This window comes from Pseudomonas sp. TE31087 (genome assembly GCF_057284075.1).
Genome location: NZ_JBXVNN010000001.1, coordinates 1,772,862 through 1,793,688, shown reverse-complemented (window position 1 = coordinate 1,793,688; position 20,827 = coordinate 1,772,862). Strand labels below are relative to the sequence as shown.

The 20,827-nt window shown below is 64.4% G+C and carries 14 protein-coding genes and 1 pseudogene; 8 read left to right on the top strand and 7 right to left on the bottom strand.

The window, feature by feature from the left end:
• Nucleotides 1-66 precede the first annotated feature (66 nt).
• The 6 genes and pseudogenes from macA to ACZ899_RS08225 all read left to right on the top strand — a co-directional run bounded on the left by macA (nucleotide 67) and on the right by ACZ899_RS08225 (nucleotide 8,213).
• Nucleotides 67-1,222: pseudogene (macA, locus tag ACZ899_RS08250) on the top strand (macrolide transporter subunit MacA).
• A gap of 2 nt (nucleotides 1,223-1,224) precedes the next feature.
• On the top strand, nucleotides 1,225-3,228 hold the full coding sequence (locus ACZ899_RS08245; RefSeq protein WP_234563128.1) for a MacB family efflux pump subunit: 2,004 nt from the start codon (nucleotides 1,225-1,227) through the stop codon (nucleotides 3,226-3,228).
• Between the two features lie 914 nt (nucleotides 3,229-4,142).
• Nucleotides 4,143-4,616, top strand: a complete 474-nt coding sequence (locus ACZ899_RS08240) for a MarR family winged helix-turn-helix transcriptional regulator (RefSeq protein ID WP_203646995.1) — start codon at nucleotides 4,143-4,145, stop codon at nucleotides 4,614-4,616.
• Nucleotides 4,617-4,646: 30 nt separating this feature from the next.
• Nucleotides 4,647-5,840 carry an HlyD/EmrA/EmrK family protein gene (locus ACZ899_RS08235; RefSeq protein WP_234562907.1) on the top strand — a complete coding sequence of 398 codons (1,194 nt, stop codon included), beginning with the start codon at nucleotides 4,647-4,649 and terminating at the stop codon, nucleotides 5,838-5,840.
• The gene (locus tag ACZ899_RS08230; RefSeq protein WP_203646992.1) at nucleotides 5,837-7,372 is read left to right on the top strand and encodes a DHA2 family efflux MFS transporter permease subunit; all 1,536 of its coding nucleotides are present in this window, start codon (nucleotides 5,837-5,839) and stop codon (nucleotides 7,370-7,372) included. Before ACZ899_RS08235 ends, ACZ899_RS08230 begins: the two co-directional genes overlap by 4 nt.
• Nucleotides 7,373-7,466: 94 nt before the next feature.
• The gene (locus ACZ899_RS08225; RefSeq protein ID WP_203646991.1) at nucleotides 7,467-8,213 is read left to right on the top strand and encodes an SDR family oxidoreductase; all 747 of its coding nucleotides are present in this window, start codon (nucleotides 7,467-7,469) and stop codon (nucleotides 8,211-8,213) included.
• Between the two features lie 147 nt (nucleotides 8,214-8,360).
• Here the strand turns inward: ACZ899_RS08225 and ACZ899_RS08220 are convergent, their stop codons facing one another.
• From ACZ899_RS08220 to ccoG, 4 genes are all read right to left on the bottom strand, one after another.
• Nucleotides 8,361-10,412, bottom strand: coding sequence for a PAS domain-containing protein (locus ACZ899_RS08220; protein ID WP_234562908.1), 2,052 nt, complete (start codon nucleotides 10,410-10,412; stop codon nucleotides 8,361-8,363).
• 68 nt (nucleotides 10,413-10,480) lie between these two features.
• A complete protein-coding gene (locus ACZ899_RS08215) occupies nucleotides 10,481-12,544 on the bottom strand; it encodes a PAS domain-containing sensor histidine kinase (protein ID WP_234562909.1) in 2,064 nt (687 codons plus the stop codon).
• 65 nt (nucleotides 12,545-12,609) lie between these two features.
• Nucleotides 12,610-14,019, bottom strand: a complete 1,410-nt coding sequence (gene mapR / locus ACZ899_RS08210) for a GntR family transcriptional regulator MpaR (RefSeq protein ID WP_234562910.1) — start codon at nucleotides 14,017-14,019, stop codon at nucleotides 12,610-12,612.
• A gap of 39 nt (nucleotides 14,020-14,058) precedes the next feature.
• Nucleotides 14,059-15,465, bottom strand: coding sequence for a cytochrome c oxidase accessory protein CcoG (gene ccoG / locus ACZ899_RS08205; protein ID WP_232855376.1), 1,407 nt, complete (start codon nucleotides 15,463-15,465; stop codon nucleotides 14,059-14,061).
• Nucleotides 15,466-15,890: 425 nt separating this feature from the next.
• On the opposite strand from ccoG, the gene ACZ899_RS08200 reads away from it, so the two are divergent.
• Nucleotides 15,891-16,427: an MgtC/SapB family protein gene (locus ACZ899_RS08200; RefSeq protein WP_203646987.1), complete on the top strand. Its 537-nt coding sequence runs from the start codon at nucleotides 15,891-15,893 to the stop codon at nucleotides 16,425-16,427.
• Between the two features lie 539 nt (nucleotides 16,428-16,966).
• Here the strand turns inward: ACZ899_RS08200 and ACZ899_RS08195 are convergent.
• From ACZ899_RS08195 to ACZ899_RS08185, 3 genes are all read right to left on the bottom strand, one after another.
• Nucleotides 16,967-17,866, bottom strand: a complete 900-nt coding sequence (locus ACZ899_RS08195; protein ID WP_234562911.1) for a hydroxymethylglutaryl-CoA lyase — start codon at nucleotides 17,864-17,866, stop codon at nucleotides 16,967-16,969.
• A gap of 20 nt (nucleotides 17,867-17,886) precedes the next feature.
• On the bottom strand, nucleotides 17,887-18,288 hold the full coding sequence (locus ACZ899_RS08190) for a MerR family transcriptional regulator (protein ID WP_028692177.1): 402 nt from the start codon (nucleotides 18,286-18,288) through the stop codon (nucleotides 17,887-17,889).
• 215 nt (nucleotides 18,289-18,503) lie between these two features.
• Nucleotides 18,504-19,376 (bottom strand): helix-turn-helix domain-containing protein, encoded by an 873-nt coding sequence (locus ACZ899_RS08185; protein WP_234562912.1) that lies wholly within the window; start codon nucleotides 19,374-19,376, stop codon nucleotides 18,504-18,506.
• Nucleotides 19,377-19,542: 166 nt separating this feature from the next.
• Between ACZ899_RS08185 and pobA the strand changes: the two genes are divergently transcribed.
• Entirely contained in the window at nucleotides 19,543-20,730 is a 1,188-nt protein-coding gene (pobA, locus tag ACZ899_RS08180) for a 4-hydroxybenzoate 3-monooxygenase (protein WP_234562913.1), read from the top strand.
• Nucleotides 20,731-20,827: the final 97 nt, after the last annotated feature.

Genomic DNA, 20,827 nt, shown 5'->3' with positions numbered 1-20,827 from the left:
CACCGTCGTGGGCGCGGGGCATGCCCGCGCCCACGGGACCTCATCGGATTCTGGAAGAACGGTTTTATGGAAAAGACGAAGTTTCGCAAGATCACCCTTGGGGTCGCCGCGGCCCTGGTCGCCGGCATCGTGCTGTACGCGGTGCAGGCCCCGGCCAAGCCGCCGCAGTACATCACCGCCACGGTCGAGCGTGGCGACATCGAGAACGCGGTGCTGGCCACCGGCACCCTGGAGGGCATCCGCCAGGTAGACGTTGGCGCCCAGGTTTCCGGGCAGCTCAAGTCGCTGAAGGTCAAGCTCGGTGACAAGGTCAGCGAGGGCCAGTGGCTGGCCGAGATCGACCCGCTGGTGCCGCAGAACACCCTGCGCCAGGCCGAGGTCGACGAGGAGAAGCTGCAGGCCGAGCGGCGCTCGGTGCAGGCCAAGCTCAAGCAGGCCAAGCGGGTCTACGAGCGGTACGAGGTGCTGCAGGACGACGAGTCGATCTCGCGCCAGGATTTCGAGAGTGCCGAGTCCGAGTTCGAGGTGCAGCAGGCCAACCTGCGCTCGCTGGACGCGCAGATCAAGAGCGCCCGGGTGCAGATCGACACCGCCAGGGTCAACCTCGGCTACACCCGCATCGTCGCGCCGATCAACGGCCATGTGGTGGGCATCGTCACCCAGGAAGGCCAGACGGTGATCTCCAACCAGTTGGCGACCGGTGATCCTCAAGCTGGCCGATCTCGACACCATGACCATCAAGGCCCAGGTGTCAGAGGCCGACGTGATCCACATCAGCCCCGGCCAGCAGGTGTACTTCACCATCCTCGGCGATGACCAGCGCTATTACGCCAAGCTGCGCGGCACGGAGCCTGCGCCGCAGAACTACCTGGAAAGCAGCGACAAGAACAGCGGCGCGGCCAAGCAGGCCAGCGCGGTGTTCTACAACGCACTGTTCGAGGTACCCAACCCCGAGCACCGCCTGCGCATCTCGATGACCGCCCAGGTGCGCATCGTCCTCGACACCGCCCAGGGCGTGCTCACCGTGCCGGTGGCGGCGCTGGGGCCGCGCGACGCCGACGGCAGTTTCCCGGTACGGGTGATCGACGGCAAGGGCTTCGCCCAGGTGCGCAAGGTCCAGGCGGGGATCAACAACAACGTCAAGGTGCAGGTCAAGGGTGGCCTGGCCGAAGGCGATCGGGTGGTGATCGGCGAGCCGGTGTCGGGCGAGGCGGGGGCGTGAGCATGAACATGACCGTCGAGCTTTCACCGCACCTGGCGCGGCCTGCTGACCAGAAGCAGCCGTTGCTGCGCCTGCAGGGGGTCAGCCGCAGCTTTATGGCCGGCGACCGTGAGTTCCTGGCGCTCAAGGGTATCGACCTGCAGATCCATGCCGGTGAGCTGGTGGCGATCATCGGCGCCTCGGGCTCGGGCAAGTCGACCCTGATGAATATCCTCGGCTGCCTGGACCATGCCAGCGCCGGCAGCTACCAGGTCAGCGGCCAGGAAACCCGCGACCTGGACGACGACGCCCTGGCTGCGCTGCGCCGCGACCATTTCGGCTTCATCTTCCAGCGCTACCACCTGTTGCCGCACCTGGATGCCCTGCGCAATGTGGAAATTCCGGCGGTGTATGCCGGCGTGCCCCAGGCCGGACGCCATGCCCGTGCCCGTGAACTGCTGGGCCGTTTGGGCCTGGGCACCCATCTGGCCCACCGCCCGAGCCAGCTGTCTGGCGGCCAGCAGCAGCGGGTGAGCATCTGCCGGGCGCTGATGAACGGCGGCGAGGTGATCCTTGCCGACGAACCCACCGGCGCCCTCGACACCGCCAGCGGCAAGGAGGTGATGAACATCCTGCTGGAGTTGCACGCTGCCGGGCACACGGTAATCCTGGTGACCCACGACCCCAAGGTCGCCGCCCATGCTGAGCGGATCATCGAGGTCAGTGACGGGCAGATCGTCAGCGACCGCCGCACCCGACCCGAGACACCGGCGCCAGCCGCCGAGGCCACGCCGGCTGTCGAGCAGGCGCCGCGGCGGCTGGTGGCCAGCCTGGGCCTGTTCCGCGAGGCCTTCAAGATGGCCTGGATCGCCCTGGTCTCGCACCGCATGCGCACCTTGCTGACCATGCTCGGGATCATCATCGGCATCACCTCGGTGGTGTCGATCTCGGCCATCGGCGAGGGCGCCAAGGGTTACGTGCTCAAGGACATCCAGGCGATCGGCAGCAACACCATCGACATCTATTCGGGCACCAGTTTCGGCGACAGCCGGGCCAAGGCCATCGAGACCTTGATGCCGGCGGATGTGACGGCGCTCAACGCGCTCTACTACGTCGACAGCGCCACTCCGGTGATCGGCCAGAGCTCGCTGGTGCGCTACCGCAACATCGATGCCGACGTGCAGCTCAACGGCGTCAGCGAGCAGTACTTCCAGGTGCGCAACATTCCGCTGGCCTCGGGGATCGTGTTCAGCGCCGACGACGCCCGGCGCCAGGCGCAGGTGGTGGTGATCGACCACAACACGCGCAAGCGCCTGTTCGGCGACGGGGTCAACCCGCTGGGGCAGGTGATCCTGGTCGGCAAGCTGCCGTGCACGGTGATCGGCGTGACCGCCGAGAACAAGAACCTGTTCGTCGCCGGCAACACGCTGAACGTGTGGATGCCCTACGAGACCGCCGCTGGGCGGGTGCTCGGCCAGCGCCACCTGGACAGCATCAGCGTGCGGATCAAGGATGGCATGCCGAGCAAGCGGGTCGAGGAGGAGGTCAACAAGCTGATGCTGCAGCGGCATGGGACCAAGGACTTCTTCACCAACAACCTCGACAGCATCATGCAGACCGTGCAGAAGACCAGCCGCTCGCTGACCCTGCTGTTGTCGCTGATCGCGGTGATTTCGCTGGTGGTGGGGGGGATCGGGGTGATGAACATCATGCTGGTGTCGGTCACCGAGCGGACCCGGGAGATTGGCATTCGCATGGCGGTGGGGGCGCGGCAGTCCGATATCCGGCAGCAGTTTCTGGTGGAGGCGGTGATGGTCTGTCTGATCGGTGGGGTGATCGGGATCGGGTTGTCCTATGGGATCGGGTATCTGTTTGCCTTGTTTGTCAAGCAGTGGGAGATGGTGTTTTCGTTGGGGTCGGTTGTTACGGCGTTTATTTGTTCTACGTTGATTGGGATTGTGTTTGGGTTTGTGCCGGCTCGGAATGCGGCGCGGTTGGATCCTATTGAGGCGCTGGCTCGGGATTAAAATATGATGGGTTGGGTTGGGTTGGTGTCGGAAGTTGTATGCGTATTCATTTGCGATGTCGACGCCTATTCACCTTTCCGCCCTTACGGCGGGTAACTTTTTGAAGGATCAAAAAGTCACCAAAAAATCCTCGCTCCATTCATCCGGCCCTACGCTTCGCTCCGGGTCCCCTCACTCCGGCCTTGCTCCCGGGAGGACCGCGCTGCAGGGCCCATCCTGGGCCCCAGCGCTTGACGGGCATCCATGCCCGTCACCTCCCTCCGCAAGTCCTGCGTTCGGCCTCCTGAAGTCGCGAAGTTACGGGCGGCGCCTGGACTCGCGCAGCTGTCGCTAGTTGAAAGTTTAGTTAATCTCTCGATCGTATCGCGGGGCAAGCCCGCTCCCACGCTGTAGGAGCGGGCTTGCCCCGCGAAAGGGCCGGAACAACCGATGCATAACTAATGCTCAAACAACTAACTTCGCATTTCGTGCTCGTGCTCGTGCTCTTGCTCTTGCTTCTAAGCGCGCGGTAGTTCAGGCGCCGCCAATTGCGACTTCAGGAGGCCGAGCGGAGTTCTTGCGGAGGGAGGTGACGGCCATGGATGGCCGTCAAGCGCTGCGCCCCAGGATGGGGCGTTCAGCGCGGTCCTCCCGGGAGCAAGAACGGAGCGAGGGAACCCCGGAGCGCAGCGCAGGGGCCGTATGAATGGAGCCAGCGGTTTTTGCCTACTTTTGCCCAAGAGCAAAAGTAGGTCGCCGTAAAGGCGAAAAGGTGACTAGATGTCGACAAATTTAAAGAATATGAATACAAAATTCAAAACAATCACATCCAATCCCGATCCCAAACAAAAAAATTTCTTTAGCCCCCTAATCAAAGCTTTGACATTAACTGCCTAAGCAGTAATATTTTTACACAATTCTCCGAGCAGACCCCGATGTCCCACTTCACCCCGGAAACCTTCCAGACCTGCGCCATAGGCATGCTGCTCGGCCGCGCCGCACTCCTCAAGGACCGCATCCTCGACTGGCACCTGGAAGCCGACGGCGTCACCGCCGCCCAGTTCAAGGTGCTGATCATCGTCACCCAGTACCAGGTCGACACCCCGGCCGAACTGTGCCGCTACCTGGGCCTGGACAGCGGCTCGATGACCCGCATGCTCGACCGCCTCGAGCAGAAGGGCCTGATCCTGCGCAACCGTTGCCCCGACGACCGCCGCCAGGTGCGCCTGGCCCTGACCGCCGATGGCCAGCGCCTGGCCGACCGCCTCCCGCAGGTCGGCGCGGCGGCGATGAACGAACTGGTCGGCGTGCTGCAGCCCGAGGAACTCAAGACCCTCGAGCAACTGCTCGCCAAGGTCCTGATCAACGCCGGCGACCCTCTGACGATCCGCCGCTTCGGCGATCGTTGATCCCTGTCACGCATCTTCCAAGGTATTGTCATGGCCACTCCCGCTGACACCTCCATCCCGGCCCCCGCGCCTGACAACACACGCAAGCGCAAGGTCTGGCTGCTCGCCCTGTTGCTGATACTGGTCCTTGCCGGTGCAGGCACCTGGGCCTGGTACAGCCTGGTCGGGCGCTGGTACGAAAGCACCGACGACGCCTACGTCAACGGCAATGTCGTGGAGATCACCCCGCTGGTGACCGGCACCGTCACCAGTATCGGCGCCGATGACGGCGACCTGGTCCATGCCGGCCAGGTACTGCTGCAATTCGACCCGGCCGACAGCGAGGTCGCCCTGCAGTCGGCCGAGGCCAAGCTGGCGCGTACCGTGCGCCAGGTGCGCGGGCTGTACAGCAATGTCGACTCGCTCAAGGCGCAACTGCAGACCCGCCAGGCCGAGTTGCAGAAGGCCCAGCAGGACTACAACCGACGCAAGGTGCTGGCCGACAGCGGCGCCATTGCCGCCGAGGAAGTCGCCCACTCCCGCGATGACCTGACCGTGGCCCAGGCCGCCGTCAACAGCGCTCGCCAACAGCTCAACACCAGCACCGCGCTGGTCGACGACACCGTGGTGTCCTCGCATCCGGAAGTGATGGCCGCCGCAGCAGACCTGCGCCAGGCCTACCTCGACCATGCCCGCACCACGCTGGTGGCGCCGGTGACCGGCTATGTCGCCAAACGCACCGTGCAACTGGGCCAGCGCCTGCAACCGGGCACGACAACCATGGCGGTGATCCCGCTGGACGAGGTGTGGATCGACGCCAACTTCAAGGAAACCCAGCTGCGCGACATGCGCATTGGCCAGCCGGTCGAGATCACCGCCGACCTGTACGGCAGCGAAGTCAGGTACACCGGCACCGTCGACAGCCTCGGCGCGGGCACCGGCAGCGCCTTTGCCCTGTTGCCGGCACAGAACGCCACTGGCAACTGGATCAAGATTGTCCAGCGCGTACCGGTGCGCATCCACCTTGATCCCGAGCAACTGAAGAAGCACCCGCTGCGCATCGGCCTGTCCACCGTCACCGAGGTCGACCTGCACGACCAGAGCGGCCCGGCCCTGGCCCAGCAGCCACCGCAGCAGGCCAGCTACACCACCCAGGTGTATGACCGTCAGCTGGTCGAGGCCGACGACCTGATCGCCCGGCTGATCCACGAGAACAGCGCCACCGGCAAGACGGCTCAGCGATGAGCCAGCAGGCCCCCGCGCAGTTCACCCCGCCGAGCCTGTTGCTGACTACCATCGGCCTGTCGCTGGCGACCTTCATGCAGGTGCTCGACACCACCATCGCCAACGTGGCGTTGCCGACCATTTCCGGCAACCTCGGCGTGAGTTCGGAGCAGGGCACCTGGGTGATCACCTCGTTCGCGGTGAGCAACGCCATTGCCTTGCCGTTGACCGGCTGGCTCAGCCGACGCTTCGGCGAGGTGAAGCTGTTCATCTGGGCCACGCTGCTGTTCGTGCTGGCCTCGTTCCTGTGCGGCGTCGCCCAGTCGATGCCCGAGCTGGTGTTGTTCCGCGTGATCCAGGGCGTGGTGGCCGGCCCGCTGTACCCGATGACCCAGACCCTGCTGATCGCCGTGTACCCGCCGGCGAAAAGGGGGATGGCCCTGGCGCTGCTGGCGATGGTCACGGTGGTCGCGCCGATTGCCGGGCCGATCCTTGGTGGCTGGATCACTGACAGCTACAGCTGGCCGTGGATCTTCTTCATCAACGTGCCGATCGGCCTGTTCGCCGCCGCCGTGGTGCGCCAGCAGATGCGTGCGCGACCGGTAGTCACCAGTCGCCAGCCGATGGACTATATCGGCCTGCTAACCCTGATCATCGGTGTCGGCGCGTTGCAGGTGGTGTTGGACAAAGGCAACGACCTGGACTGGTTCGAGTCGTCGTTCATCGTGATTGGCACGCTGATCTCGGTGGTGTTCCTGGCGGTGTTCGTCATCTGGGAGCTGACCGATCGCCATCCGGTGGTCAACCTGCGTTTGTTCGTGCACCGCAACTTCCGCATCGGCACCCTGGTGCTGGTGGGCGGCTACGCGGGGTTCTTCGGCATCAACCTGATCCTGCCGCAATGGCTGCAGACCCAGATGGGCTACACCGCCACCTGGGCAGGCCTTGCGGTGGCGCCGATCGGCCTGCTGCCGGTGCTCATGTCGCCCTTCATCGGCCAGTACGCCCATCGCTTCGACCTGCGCTTGCTGGCCGGCATCGCCTTCCTGGCGATCGGTACCAGTTGCTACATGCGTGCCGGCTTCACCAACGAGGTGGACTTCCTGCACATCGCCCTGGTGCAGTTGTTCATGGGCATCGGCGTGGCGCTGTTCTTCATGCCGACCCTGGGCATCCTGCTGTCGGACCTGCCGCCGCACCAGATCGCCGACGGTTCCGGGCTGGCCACCTTCCTGCGCACCCTGGGCGGCAGCTTTGCCGCGTCGCTGACCACCTGGATCTGGATTCGCCGGGCCGACCAGCACCACGCCTACCTGAGCGAGCACATCAGCAGCTTCGATCCGGCCACCCGGCAGACCTTGGAGCAGCTGGGCGGGGCCACTCCGCAGAGTTACGCGAAGCTGGAACAGATCCTCAACAGCCAGGCCTACATGATGTCGACGGTGGACTATTTCACCTTGCTTACCTGGGTGTTCGCCGGGTTGATCCTGCTGGTATGGCTGGCCAAGCCACCGTTCACTGCCAAGGCCGGTCCGGCTTCCGCGGGGCATTGAACCAATGATCCTGTCCATGCAGCACCTGCCCCGTTTTCAAATGATGGCATTTCCCCTAATCTTGTAGGCCTTTACCTGGCTACTTGGCAGACTCATGGACAAGGTCATCGTCATCACCGGCGCCAGCCGGGGCATCGGCGCCGCCACCGCATTGCTGGCGGCGCAACAGGGTTACCGCATCTGCATCAACTACCACGCTGACGACCAGGCCGCCGAGGCGATGCTGGCGCAGGTCCGTGCGCTGGGCGCCGAGGCCATTGCTGTGCGCGCCGACGCCAGCGTCGAGGACGAAGTGGTGCGGCTGTTCCGCTGCGTCGACCAGGAGCTCGGGCCGGTTACCGCGCTGGTCAACAATGCCGGCACCATCGGCCAGCAGAGTCGCGTCGAGGACATGTCCGAGTTCCGCCTGCTCAAGGTGATGAAGACCAATGTGGTCGGCCCGATCCTCTGCGCCAAGCACGCCTTGCTGCGCATGGCCCGCCGCCATGGCGGCCAGGGCGGGGCGATTGTCAACGTGTCGTCGATGGCCGCGCGGCTGGGCTCGCCCAACGAGTACGTCGACTATGCCGCTTCCAAGGGTGCCCTGGACACCTTCACGGTGGGCCTGGCCAGGGAAGTAGCCGGCGAGGGCGTGCGGGTCAATGGCGTGCGGCCGGGCTACATCCATACCGGCTTTCATGCCCTGAGTGGCGATCCGGACCGCGTCAGCAAGCTCGAGCCGGGCTTGCCGATGGGGCGCGGTGGCCAGCCCGAGGAAGTGGCCGAGGCGATCCTGTGGTTGCTGTCGGAAAAGGCGTCCTACGCGACCGGCACCTTCATCGACCTGAGTGGCGGACGTTAGGCTCTGTACGAAATGTATCTGCACTCGCCCATACTGCGTTGAAACGGGGCTCGGAATGCTCATGTACTCCAGTACACTGCGCTTCCTCCCCCCGTTTCGCCTTGTCTGGCCTTCGCGCAGACACATTTCGTACAGACCCTAGGCTCGTCAGTCGCGCAGCAACAGATCGACCTGATCCACCAGCTTTTCGAGGTCGAAGGGCTTGGTCAGTACACGCATGCCTTGCGGCAGGGGCCCATCCTCAAGCACCGCGTTGGCATCGTAGCCGGTGATGAACAGCACCGGGATCGAAGGCAGTCGCCCGCGCATGGCCTGGGCGACCTGGCGGCCGTTCATGCCGCCGGGCAGGCCGATGTCGGTGATCAGCAGGTCGAACCCCAGGTCTGCCTCGAGTGCCGCAGGTCCGGTGGCGTAGCCATCGACCTGGTGGCCCAGCTCCTCGAGCACTTCAGCGATCACCAGGCGCAACGCGGCCTGGTCTTCGACCAGCAGTACCCGCTTTCCGGGCCCGCGAGCGGACAGCAGTGACGCAGCTTTTGCAGGCGCAGGCTGGGCAACGGTCTCATGCCTGGGCAGGTAGAGGTGGATGCAGGTCCCTTCGCCCGGCTGGGAGCAGATCTGCAGTTGCCCACCTGACTGACGGACGAAGCCATAGACCATGGAAAGGCCCAGTCCGGTGCTTTGCCCCATGGGCTTGGTGGTGAAGAAGGGTTCGATCGCGCGATCGATCACCTCCGCTGGCATGCCGCGTCCGGTGTCGCTGACGCTCAAGCGCAGGTAGGGCCCGGAAGGCAGGTCCAGTGACTGGGCTGTATCCTGCGTCACCTCCAGCGCGCTGCAGCGGATGTCGATGCGACCGCCGGCAGGCATGGCGTCGCGGGCATTGATGCACAGGTTGAGCAGGGCGCTTTCCAGTTGCGGTGGATCGATGAACACCGTGCCGTTTTCCTGCTCGAAATCGCTGCGCACCTCGATGGCCGGGCCGACGCTGCGGCTGATCAGGTCTTCCATGCCCCCTACCAGCGTGCTCAGGCGGGTGGCCTGGGGCAGCAGGGTCTGGCGGCGGGAGAACGCCAGCAGGCGTTGCACCAGCGTGGCGGCCCGTTGCGCGGATTCACAGGCGCTGTTCAACAATGGCGTGATTTCGGCGTAACGGGCCTTCTGCAGCCGCTGACGTATCAACTCCTGGGCGCCGAGCATGCCGCCAAGCAGATTGTTGAAGTCATGGGCGATGCCGCCGGTGAGCTGGCCTACGGCCTCCATCTTCTGGACCTGGCGCAGGGCCTCCTCGGCCTCGAGCAGCCGCTTCTGCTCGCAGACCTGGCGGGTGATGTCGTAGACGAACAGATAGGCACCGACAATCCCGCCGGTGTGGTCACGCAAGGGGGTGAAGCGCAGTTCGAAATGCCGCCTGTCATTGCCGCGACCGTATTCGATCACTTCGGTATAGCTTTCACCGGACAATGCCCTGCGCCATAGCGCCACCGATCGTTCGCATTCCTCGGGGAATCCCTCCAGGCGTTCGAGCAGGCTGTCGCCCGCCTTGATCCTGCGTCCGAACAGGTACTCGAAATCCTTGACTGCACGGGCATTGATCGCGAGCAAGCGCAACGCGGTGTCCACCACCTGCACCCGGGCGACACTGTGTTCGACCAGCTCGGCAAACAGGCTGCGTTCGGCCAGGGCTGCGGTGACCCGTTGCTCGAGCTGGTCGTTGAGTTGTTGCAAGGCGGTTTCTGCGCGGCGTCGTTCGGTGACATCCTTGAACAGCACCGCCACCTGGTGTTTCCCGGCGGGCTCGATCCGGAAGGTGGTGACCGACAGCACCCGGCCAGTGGCAATCAATTCCTGCTCGAACTGCAGAGGCTCACCGGTGCGTAGCACCTGGCCATAGCGGGCCACCCAGTCGTCGGCCTCGTCCGGCACCATCTCGCGCAGCTTCTGCCCCACCACGTTGGGAATCCCCGCATGGCGGGCATAGGCGGCGTTGGCGAGGATATGGATGTAGTCGCTCAGCGGGCCGTGCGGGCCGTCGAAGAATTCGATGACGCAGAACCCTTCGTCCATCGTGTCGAAGAGAAAGCGGAACAGGTCGGGATCATGCCGTGGTGGATTGGCCAGTTCGGCCTCCAGCAAGGCGTTGCGCTGGCGTAGGCGTTCAACTTCCAGGCGCAGGGACTGCAGTTCGCGCGAGGGCATGCGGGCATCCGTCGATGTGAGGTCAGATACGCTAATCGCCAGTCGGTGTGCCTGTCCAGTCGCGCGGTTCAAGGCCTTGCGCGGGGCTTGCTTCGCGCGGCGTTCAGCAGTTCATGCACGCTGCTGGTCAGCAGTGTCAGTTCGAAGGGTTTGTGCAACAGGGTCATGGGCGGCGAGCCCTTGATCCGGTGGGTATCGATGGCACCATCGTAGCCGGTGATGAACAGGGTGGGCAGATGCTCGTCGATAGCCCAGCAGGCATTGGCGACCTGGTATCCGTCGATATCCCCCGGCAGCCCGATATCCACCACCAGCAAGTCTGGGCGAGCGCCTTCGTCCAAGGCGCACAGGGTCGTGCGGCCATTCTCGAAGTCCTGAACCTGCAAACCCTGTTCCTCGAGGATTTCCCGTATCACCAGACGCAGTGTCGCTTGATCTTCTACCAGCAGGATGAGCGGTTGCCTGGGCCTTGCTTGCGTGATCGCCTGCGGCATATCGTCTGCTTGCGCTGCACTGCCTGCATGAGCACGTTGTAAATACATGTGGATGCAGGTGCCGCGCTCTGGTGAGCTGTCGATGCTCAGTTGGCCGGCTGACTGGCGCACGAAGCCATAAGCCATGGACAGGCCCAGCCCGGTGCCTTGCCCCAGGGGCTTGGTGGTGAAAAAAGGTTCGGCGGCACGCTCGCTGATCTGCTGGGTCATGCCACAGCCGGTATCTTCGACCTGAATGTGCAGATACTGTCCGGTTTTGAGCTGAAGGGCTGCAGCCTGCGCGGCATCCAGCTGGCAGTTGCCGCAGCTGATGCGCAGGGTGCCGCCCTGCGCCATCGCGTCCCGGGCGTTGATGCACAGGTTGAGCAGTGTGCTTTCCAGCTGCGATGGATCGACGCAGACCAGCCATTGGCCGGCGCGGGTGGCATCGACGAACGTTATATGGGTGTCAAGGGAACTGTGGATCAGTTCGCGCATGCCGGCGACCAGGTGGTGCACATCCAGCGGCTGTGGCGTCAGCGCCTGCTGGCGGGCGAAAGCCAGCAGGCGCTGGACCAGAGAAGCCGCGCGCGAGGTGTTCTGCCGGGCAATGTCGAGCAGATGCCTGCTGTCCTGCTGACGCCCCTGCGTCAGGCGCTTTTCGGCCAGCTCCAGCGCGCCGAGAATACTGCCGAGCAGGTTGTTGAAGTCATGGGCGATGCCGCCGGTCAATTGGCCGATGGCTTCCATCTTCTGCGACTGGCGCAAGGCTTCCTCGGCCTGCCTCAAGCGCTCCTGTTCCTGCACGCGGGCGGTGATGTCGTAGGCGAACAGATAGCCGCCACGGATTTGGCCTTTGCCGTCGCGCAGTGGGTTGTAGCGCATTTCATAATGGCGGGGATGGTCAGGCGTGCCCAGGCTGACCATCTCGACGAAAGACTCCCCGGTGATAAGTCGGGGCCAGATCGGTTGGAGCTTCTCCATGATCTGTGGCAGACCTGCCAGGATGTCATGGACATGGTCGCCAACCTTGGGCGAAATGCCATGCAAGCGCTCGAAGGTTTCGCGCGCCGTGCGGTTGATCGCCACCAGGCGTAAGTTGCAGTCTGCGGCGAACACATTGGCCAGGCTGTGGTCCACCAGCTCGCCGAGCAACCTGTTGTTGGTTTCGGCCTTGTCCATGCGCTCTTCCGTTTGCTCGTGCAGCAGCTGGCGCGCCTGTTCGCTGGCCGGGACACCGGTAAACAGTACGGCCACTCGTCTGTCATTGGCTGGGCCCAAGCGATAGGCGGTGACGTTGAGCAAACGGTCGGTGGCGTTCAGGCGCTGTTCGAAGCGTACCGGCTGGCCGCTGCGCAGCACCTCGGCAAAGCGCGGCACCCAGGCATCGGCTTCGTCCGGGATCAGCTCGCGTACGGTCTGCCCCATCCGCTTGTCATGGCCTGTATGGCGCAGGCAGGCGTCGTTGCTGAGGATGTAGCGGTAGTCGCTCAATGGCCCTTGGGGGCCATCAAGCAGTTCCAGGACACAGAAACCTTCGGCCATGCAGGAGCGTAACAACTCGAAACAAACCAACTCCAGATCATGCCTGGCTACCCGCGCTTCGAGGGTCTCGATACGGGCCTGCAACTGCTCGGAAGATGGCGACGGGGCTGGCATAGGCTGGATCCATCCGGTGGACCGTAACACTATAGTTGTGGTCCATGCTCCCAGCCATCAAGCCATCAAAACGACCGCACGATCCGCCCCAGGGTCTCCATGGCCTGCTCGGCGGCATCGCCCCAGGGGCTGCCGTAGTTCAGGCGGATGCAGTTGCCGAAGCGCCGGGTCGGCGAGAAGATCGGCCCCGGCGCGATGCTGATGCCCTGGGCCAAAGCCATGTGGAACAGCTTCAGGGCGTCCATCTGCTCGGGCAGCTCCAGCCACAGGAAGTAGCCCCCGGAGGGTTGGCTGACCCGGGTCTGCGCCGGGAAGTGGCGGGCGATGGCGGCCAGCATGTTGGCCTGTTGGCCCTCGAGGGCGTAGCGCAGCTTGCGCAGGTGGCGATCGTAGCCGCCATGTTGCAGGTAGTCGGCAATCGCCGCCTGGGCCGGCATCGAGGCACACAGCGAGGTCATCAGCTTGAGTCGCTCGATCTTCTGCGCGAAGCGTCCGGCCGCCACCCAGCCGATCCGGTAGCCGGGGGCCAGGCTTTTGGCGAACGAGCCGCAGTGCATCACCAGGCCTTCTGTGTCGAAGGCCTTGGCCGGTTTCGGTGCCTGCTGCGAGTAGTACAGCTCGGCGTAGACGTCGTCCTCGATCAGTGGCACCTGGTGGCGCCGCAGCAGCTCGACCAGTTCCTGCTTCTTGGTCTCCGGCATGCTGGCACCCACGGGGTTCTGGAAGTTGGTCATGCACCACACGGCTTTGACCGGGTGTTTCTCCAGGGTCTGGGCCAGCACGCCGAGGTCCATGCCCTCGCGCGGGTGCACCGGGATCTCCACTGCCTTGAGCTTGAGGCGCTCGAGCACCTGCAGGCAGGCGTAGAAGGCCGGTGCCTCGATGGCCACCAGGTCGCCGGGCTGGGTGACGGCCTGCAGGCACAGGTTCAGCGCTTCCAGGGCGCCGTTGGTGATCAGCAGTTCCTCCATCGGCAGCATCAACCCGGCGACCATGTAGCGCAGGGCGATCTGCCGGCGCAGTTGCGGGTTGCCCGGCGACAGGTCGGTGACCACCATGCGCGGGTCCATGGCCCGGCTGGCACTGGCCAGCGAACGTGACAGGCGCTGCAGGGGGAACAGGGTCGGGCTGGGGAAGGCCGAACCGAACGGCACGGTGTGCGGATCCTTGATCGAGTCGAGGATCGAGAACACCAGGCCGCTGACATCGACATCGGTGGACTCGCTGGCCGGCGCCTGGGGCTGCGGCTCGCTGAACGGGCGCGGCGCATGGGCGTTGACGAAGTAGCCCGAGCGCGGCCGGGCGCGGATGAGGCCGCGCCGCTCCAGCAGGTAATAAGCCTGGAACACCGTGGACGGGCTGACCCCGTGGGTCTGGCTGGCGTAGCGTACCGAAGGCACCCGCTGGCCGGGGCCAAGCACCCCGGAGCGGATCAGTTCGGCAATGTCGTCGGCAAATCGTTCGTAGCGTTTCATTATGGTCTGGGCAGGCAAGGTGGTGGTCAGTGTAGGGGATCAGCGATTCATCGGCGCGACGAAACGGCTGTGCGCGGTGCTACGGATGCCCGGCTGGTCGCTGTCCTGGATCTCGAACGTCAGCTCCTGGGAGCTGCTGCTCGGGCGGTCGGCGAGCATCGCCACCGACACCGGCAGCTCGCTCATCTCGCCGGCGGCGATGGTGAACTCAGTGCGCCCGTGCAGCTCGAAGCCGTCGGCGTCCACCAGGCGCAGGCGATAGTGCTGCGGTTCCTGGGTCTTGTTGATGATCTTGAGCAGGTAGATGTTCTCGATCTGGCCCAGGGCGTTCTCGCGGAACAGGCCACGGTCCTTGATCACGTCCATCGACACCATCGGGCGCATCTGCAGGGCGACCACCAGGGCGCCGATCATCACCGTCAGCGCGGCGGCGTAGCCCAGCAGGCGAGGGCGCAGCCAGTGGGTCTTGCCGCCTTGCAGGTTGTGCTCGGACTTGTAGCCGATCAGGCCGCGGGCGTAGTTCATCTTGTCCATTACCCCGTCGCAGGCGTCGATGCAGGCCGCGCAGCCGATGCAGGCCATCTGCAGACCCTCGCGGATATCGATGCCGGTGGGGCAGACCTGCACGCACAGGGTGCAGTCGATGCAGTCGCCCAGGCCCTGGCTGCGCGGGTCGCTGCCTTTCTTGCGCGGGCCACGGGCTTCGCCGCGGCTGGGGTCGTAGGCCACCGCCAGGGTGTCCTTGTCGAACATCACGCTCTGGAATCGCGCATAGGGGCACATGTGCATGCACACCGCCTCGCGCAGCCAGCCGGCGTTGAGGTAGGTGGCGCCGGTGAAAAACAGGATCCAGAACAGCGCAACGCCGCCCAGCTCGAAGCTGAACAGCTCGGCGGCCAGTGGGCGGATCGGGGTGAAGTAGCCGACGAAGGTCAGGCCGGTGAGCAGACCGATGGCCAGCCACAGGCCGTGCTTGAGGCCGCGCCGGGCGATCTTCTCGACGCCCCAAGGTGCGGCGGCCAGCTTGATGCGCTGGTTGCGGTCGCCTTCGGTGATCTTCTCGCACCACATGAACAGCCAGGTCCAGGTGCTCTGCGGGCAGCTGTAGCCGCACCAGACACGCCCGGCGAACACCGTGATGGCGAACAGGCCGAAGGCGCAAATGATCAGCAGCGCCGACAGCAGGATGAAGTCCTGCGGCCAGAAGGTCGCGCCGAAGATGTGGAACTTGCTTTCGGCCAGGTCCCAGAGCACGGCCTGACGGTCGCCCCATTGCAACCAGGCGGTGCCAAAGAACAGTACGAACAGCAACCCGGCGAAGGCAATCCGCAGGTTGCGGTAGAAGCCGGTGAAGCTGCGGGTGTGGATGCCATCGGCCACCTGGCTTTTGCTCTTGTTGGCGGCGGGGGCAATCTCGATGACTCGGAAGGGGATTCTATCGCTCATGGTTCATCGCTCATCAGGCCTCGATCAGGCCAGGGCACTATGGCCCCCGATCTGTTTTCAGCACAGGCCCAGGTATTGAGAGAAAAACCATATCAGATGATGGGTTGATTTGCTCAGGCCTTGGATTTAGCAGCCTTGAGCAATTGGTTGCAGATGCCTGCGGCTATCCACCGCACCTTCGTCGCAGCGTGCTTGGGGCCGTTGGGCGGGGTGCAAGGCACGAGGTGCTTGTGTCGCGGTCATCTGTAGGAGATCGCACAGGGAAGCACACCCTGTGGAAGCGGGTTTACCCGCGAAGAATCCAAAGAGGTGGATGGCACCGGCTGCGCCGGTGTTCGCGGCGGTCCGATAAACCCACTCCCACAGGGGCGCGAACTGCGCGACAGGCGATCTTCCACAAGGATCGGGGACACCGGAGGCAAGCGATGGACACATTCTGGCAATCGATGCTCGAGGCCTTGCAGACCGAGTTCGCCGATGTCACCGACGAGCGCGAGGTCGCCCGCATCCTGATCCGCCTGCTGATGGCGGCCCTGCTGGGGGCGGTGCTGGGCTTCGAGCGCGAGAGCAAGGGCAAGGCGGCCGGAGTGCGCACGCACATGCTGGTGTCGATGGGGGCGGCGTTGTTCGTGCTGGCGCCGAGCATGGCCGGCGCCGACGAGCAGGCGTTGAGCCGGGTGATCCAGGGTATCGTCGCCGGCATCGGTTTTCTCGGGGCGGGCACGATTCTCAAGGGTAACGGCCAGGACACCAGCCACGTCAAGGGCCTGACCACCGCCGCCGGGCTGTGGATGACTGCCGCCATCGGTACGGCCGCAGGTATGGGGCGCGAGGCCACGGCACTGGTGAGCACCGTGCTGGCGCTGCTGGTACTGGCCAGCATGCCGCTGCTGGTGGACAAGGTCGAGGGCGAGGCGAGGGAAAAGAAAGGCGAGGAAGACGAGGAGGGCAGGAAGCACTGAGGGGAGCCGAAGCTCCCCTCATAAGCGTTGTTGCCTGCTCTTTTCTTATTATTGGAGACGGGCCTGTTGTTGTTTTTGTCGGCGCTTGTCTCTGCATTGCGGGGCCCCCAACCGGGGCCAAGAGCAAACGTATTTTTTTGAGCGCTGACCTGCGTTCATGCAACGTGATCCAACCTTGACTGCCGCTACCTTGGAGGTAGTTTTATTGTTCTGTGTCAGGCTGCGGGGCCGAAACCCCTGGAAAGCACGTCGACTCCAAAAAAATCTGCTTGCTACGCCTCTGCCGTGTTGTTCTTGTTATGTCAGAGCCGTTTACTGTTGTTTTTATTGGGTATCGCGTTTTTTGTTCTTGTTATGCCAAAAGATATAGCAGGTGGCGTGCCAACTTTTTAAAGTCCTTTAAAATCAATGGTTTGATGATTTTTGAGGGAAAGCTGGCACGTGAAATTCTGTCGAATTGTTTCCCTGTTACCCGATTTTTTTCTGCAAAGCGTGTAGGCGGTAACACTCCGCCCACACCTGTGTGACAGGCGTATGACTCAGCGCACGCCACGTGCCCGCGCCACCCGTGAACCAGTGGCGCGCCCCAGCACTTCGCTGATGCGCAGGCCGGCGGCGATCAGCTTGTCCAGGTCGATCCCGGTCTCGATGCCCAGCCCCTGCATCAGGTACACCACGTCCTCGCTGGCCACGTTACCGGTGGCACCCTTGGCGTACGGGCAACCGCCCAGGCCCGCCACCGAGCTGTCGAATACGCTGATGCCTTCCAGCAGGCTGGCGTAGACATTGGCCAGGGCCTGGCCATAGGTATCGTGGAAGTGCCCGGCCAGTTGCTCGCGGGGTACCTGGGCCGCGACCACCTCGAACAGGCGGCGGGTGTCACCGGCGGTGCCGGTGCCGATGGTGTCGCCCAGCGACACCTCATAGCAGCCCATGTCGTGCAGGGCGCGGGCCACCGGCGCGACCTGCTCGGCGCTGATACGTCCCTCGTAGGGGCAGCCGAGCACGCAGGACACATAGCCGCGCACCCGCACACCCTGGCTGCGGGCGGCGTCCATGATCGGCTCGAAGCGCTTGAGGCTGTCACTGATCGAGCAGTTGATGTTGCGCTGCGAGAAGGCTTCCGAGGCCGCCGCGAACACCGCCACTTCCTTCACCCCGGCGGCCAGGGCATCCTCGAAACCGCGCAGGTTGGGTGCCAGGGCCGCATAGGTGACCCCTTTGCGCTGGCAGATACCGGCGAACACCTCGGCGGAGCCGGCCATCTGCGGCACCCACTTGGGCGAGACGAAACTGCCCACTTCGATATAGCCGAGACCGGCGTCGGTGAGGTCGTCCACCAGCCGCACCTTGTCGGCGACGCTGATGGGCTGGGCTTCGTTCTGCAGGCCGTCGCGCGGGCCGACTTCGACCAGGCGGACATTCTTGGGCAATGACATGGCGGGCTTCCTGTGGCGGATCAACGGTGGGGGTGCGACGGGTTCAGGGTGGCGGCCAGGGCCTGCTCGCAGCGCTCCTGGGCGGTGTCCAGCTCCAGGTGCATCTGCTGGATGTCGAGCATCTGCTGTTCGAGCTGGGCACGGCGTTCGGCGATCTTGGCCAGCATGCTGGTGAGCTGCTTCTGGTTGCCGCTGGTGGGGTCGTAGAGTTCGATCAGCTCCCGGCACTCGGCCAGCGAGAAGCCGATGCGCTTGCCCCGCAGGATCAGCTTGAGGGTGACCTTGTCGCGTGCCGAATAGATGCGCTCCAGGCCACGGCGCTCGGGGCTGAGCAGGCCCTGTTCCTCGTAGAAGCGAATGGCGCGGGTGGTGATGTCCAGTTCGCGGGACAAATCGGAGATGCTGTAGGTCTGGCTGCTCATGCTTGGGCTCGGGGGAGGGAATGCGAGTAACCTAATGCCAGGTTGACGTATACGTCAAGCAGGCTGCCAAGGGATTTGGCTCTCTGTAGGAGCGGCCTTGTGCCGCGAAAGGGCCGCTGAGCGGCCCCAGGATTCAGCTTTTAAGCAAAGATCGCCGGGGCCGCTCTGCGGCCCTTTTCGCGGCACAAGGCCGCTCCTACCGGGACTGCGCAAGTTCAGGTATTGACCGACCTGCGATATTCCTTGGGCGTCTGGCCATCGAGCCGCTTGAAGAACCGCGCAAAGTAGGTCGGATCGCTGAACCCCAGGCTGTCGGACAACTGGCCGATGCTCATGCGGGTATACGCCAGGTTGCGCCGCGCCTCGAGCAGCAGGCGCTGGTGGATCACCTGCAACGCCGATTGCCCGGCCAGCGTGCGGCACAGCTGGTTCAACTGCAGGCTGGTGATGCCCAGCCGACCGGCGAATACGTCCACGGCCAAGTGCTCGCGGTAATGCGCCTCGACCAGGCGCAGGTAACGCCCCAGCAGTTGCTGGTCCCGTTCGTCCTGATTGCGCGCCGGCAGGGCGCGCTGCTGGCGGTGAATCCAGACCATCAACGCGGTGACCAGCGCCTGCAGCATGGGCCCTCGCGCCGGTGCGCTGCCCTGGTACTCCTGCTGCAGCGTGTCGATCAGTCCGTGCAGGCGCACACGGTCCTGGCCCAGCGGGTAACAGCGGGGGGCCGCCAGTACGCTCAAGGGCGCGCCGAGGCGCTGCTCCAGGTCGACCACCAGGGCCGTGCCGAAGGTCAGCACATGCCCCTGGATATCGGCGCTGAAGCGAAAGCCATGCACGGTGAGCGGCGGCACCACCTGGATCGCCGCCTCGCGAATCACCCGGCGCTCGCCCTCGATCTCCACCTGGGCCTCGCCCCGTTGCACATAAAGAAGCTGGAACAGTTCGGCATGCCGGTGCGGCTTGATTTCCCAATGGTGCAGGCGGCTGCGCGCCGGGATCGACTCGCAGTGCAGCAGGTCGGTGTCCGGCCAGGCGTGGTGTTCGCCGTACAGCTGGAACAGCGGGATACCGGGGAGCGGGGTGTTCATGAAAGGCTGTCCGTTAATCGAACGAATTTTGTAAAAGTACAGTTTTTAGCGCAGATATCACACGTTTCGCGCCAGGTTAGCCAGTAAAAATACAGGTGCAAACCCTAACAGCAGGTGTACGGCCATTGCCAGTACCGGCCGGCATCGTCATCGCGAGACAACAACAATGAAGACTCAGGTTGCAATCATCGGCGCCGGCCCCTCTGGCCTGCTGCTGGGCCAGCTGCTGCACCGTGCGGGCATCGACACGCTGATCGTCGAACGCCAGGCCCCGGACTATGTGTTGGGGCGCATCCGCGCCGGGGTGCTCGAGCAAGGCACGGTCGACCTGCTGCGCGAAGCCGGGGTGGCCGAGCGCATGGACCGTGAGGGGCTGGTGCATGAAGGCGTCGAACTGCTGGTCAATGGCCGTCGCCAGCGCCTCGACCTGAAGGTGCTGACCGGTGGCAAGACGGTGATGGTGTACGGCCAGACCGAGGTCACCCGCGACCTGATGCAGGCGCGCCAGGCCAGCGGGGCGCCGATCATCTATTCGGCGGACAATGTCCGGCCCCATGCCATCGACGGTGAGCGTCCCTACCTCACCTTCGACAGGGACGGTCGCCAGCACCGCGTCGACTGCGACTACATCGCCGGCTGCGACGGCTTCCACGGTGTAGCGCGCCAGAGCATTCCGGCCGATGTGCTGAAGGTCTACGAACGGGTCTACCCGTTCGGCTGGCTGGGGCTGCTGGCCGACACCCCGCCGGTCAACCACGAGCTGATCTACGCCCACCATGAACGTGGCTTCGTGCTGTGCAGCCAGCGCTCCCAGACCCGCAGCCGCTACTACCTGCAGGTGCCCTTGCAGGAGCGGGTGGAGGACTGGTCCGACGCGCGCTTCTGGGAAGAGCTCAAGGCACGCCTGCCGGCGGAGGTGGCCGCGCAGCTGGTCACGGGGCCGGCGCTGGAGAAGAGCATCGCGCCGCTGCGCAGCCATGTGCTCGAGCCCATGCAGCATGGCCGCCTGTTCCTGGTCGGTGACGCTGCCCATATCGTCCCGCCCACCGGTGCCAAGGGCCTGAACCTGGCGGCGTCGGACGTCAACTATCTGTACCGGATCCTGGTCAAGGTGTACCGCGAGGGTCGCACCGACCTGCTGGCCGAGTATTCGCCGATGGCCTTGCGACGGGTATGGAAGGGCGAGCGGTTCAGTTGGTTCATGACCCGGCTGCTGCACGATTTTGGCGAGCACCAGGATGATTGGGACCGCAAGATGCAGGAGGCGGATCGTGAGTATTACCTGGGCTCGTCGGTCGGCCTTGCCAATATTGCCGAGAACTATGTGGGGCTGCCATTCGAGGCGGTGGAATAGGGCCGGCGAGGATCGCGTCGAGGTTCAATCGTCGGCACGCAGGCCCCAGGGCATGCAGCAGGGCTGGCAGGGAGCGGCAAGATCGGCGGCAGGCTGT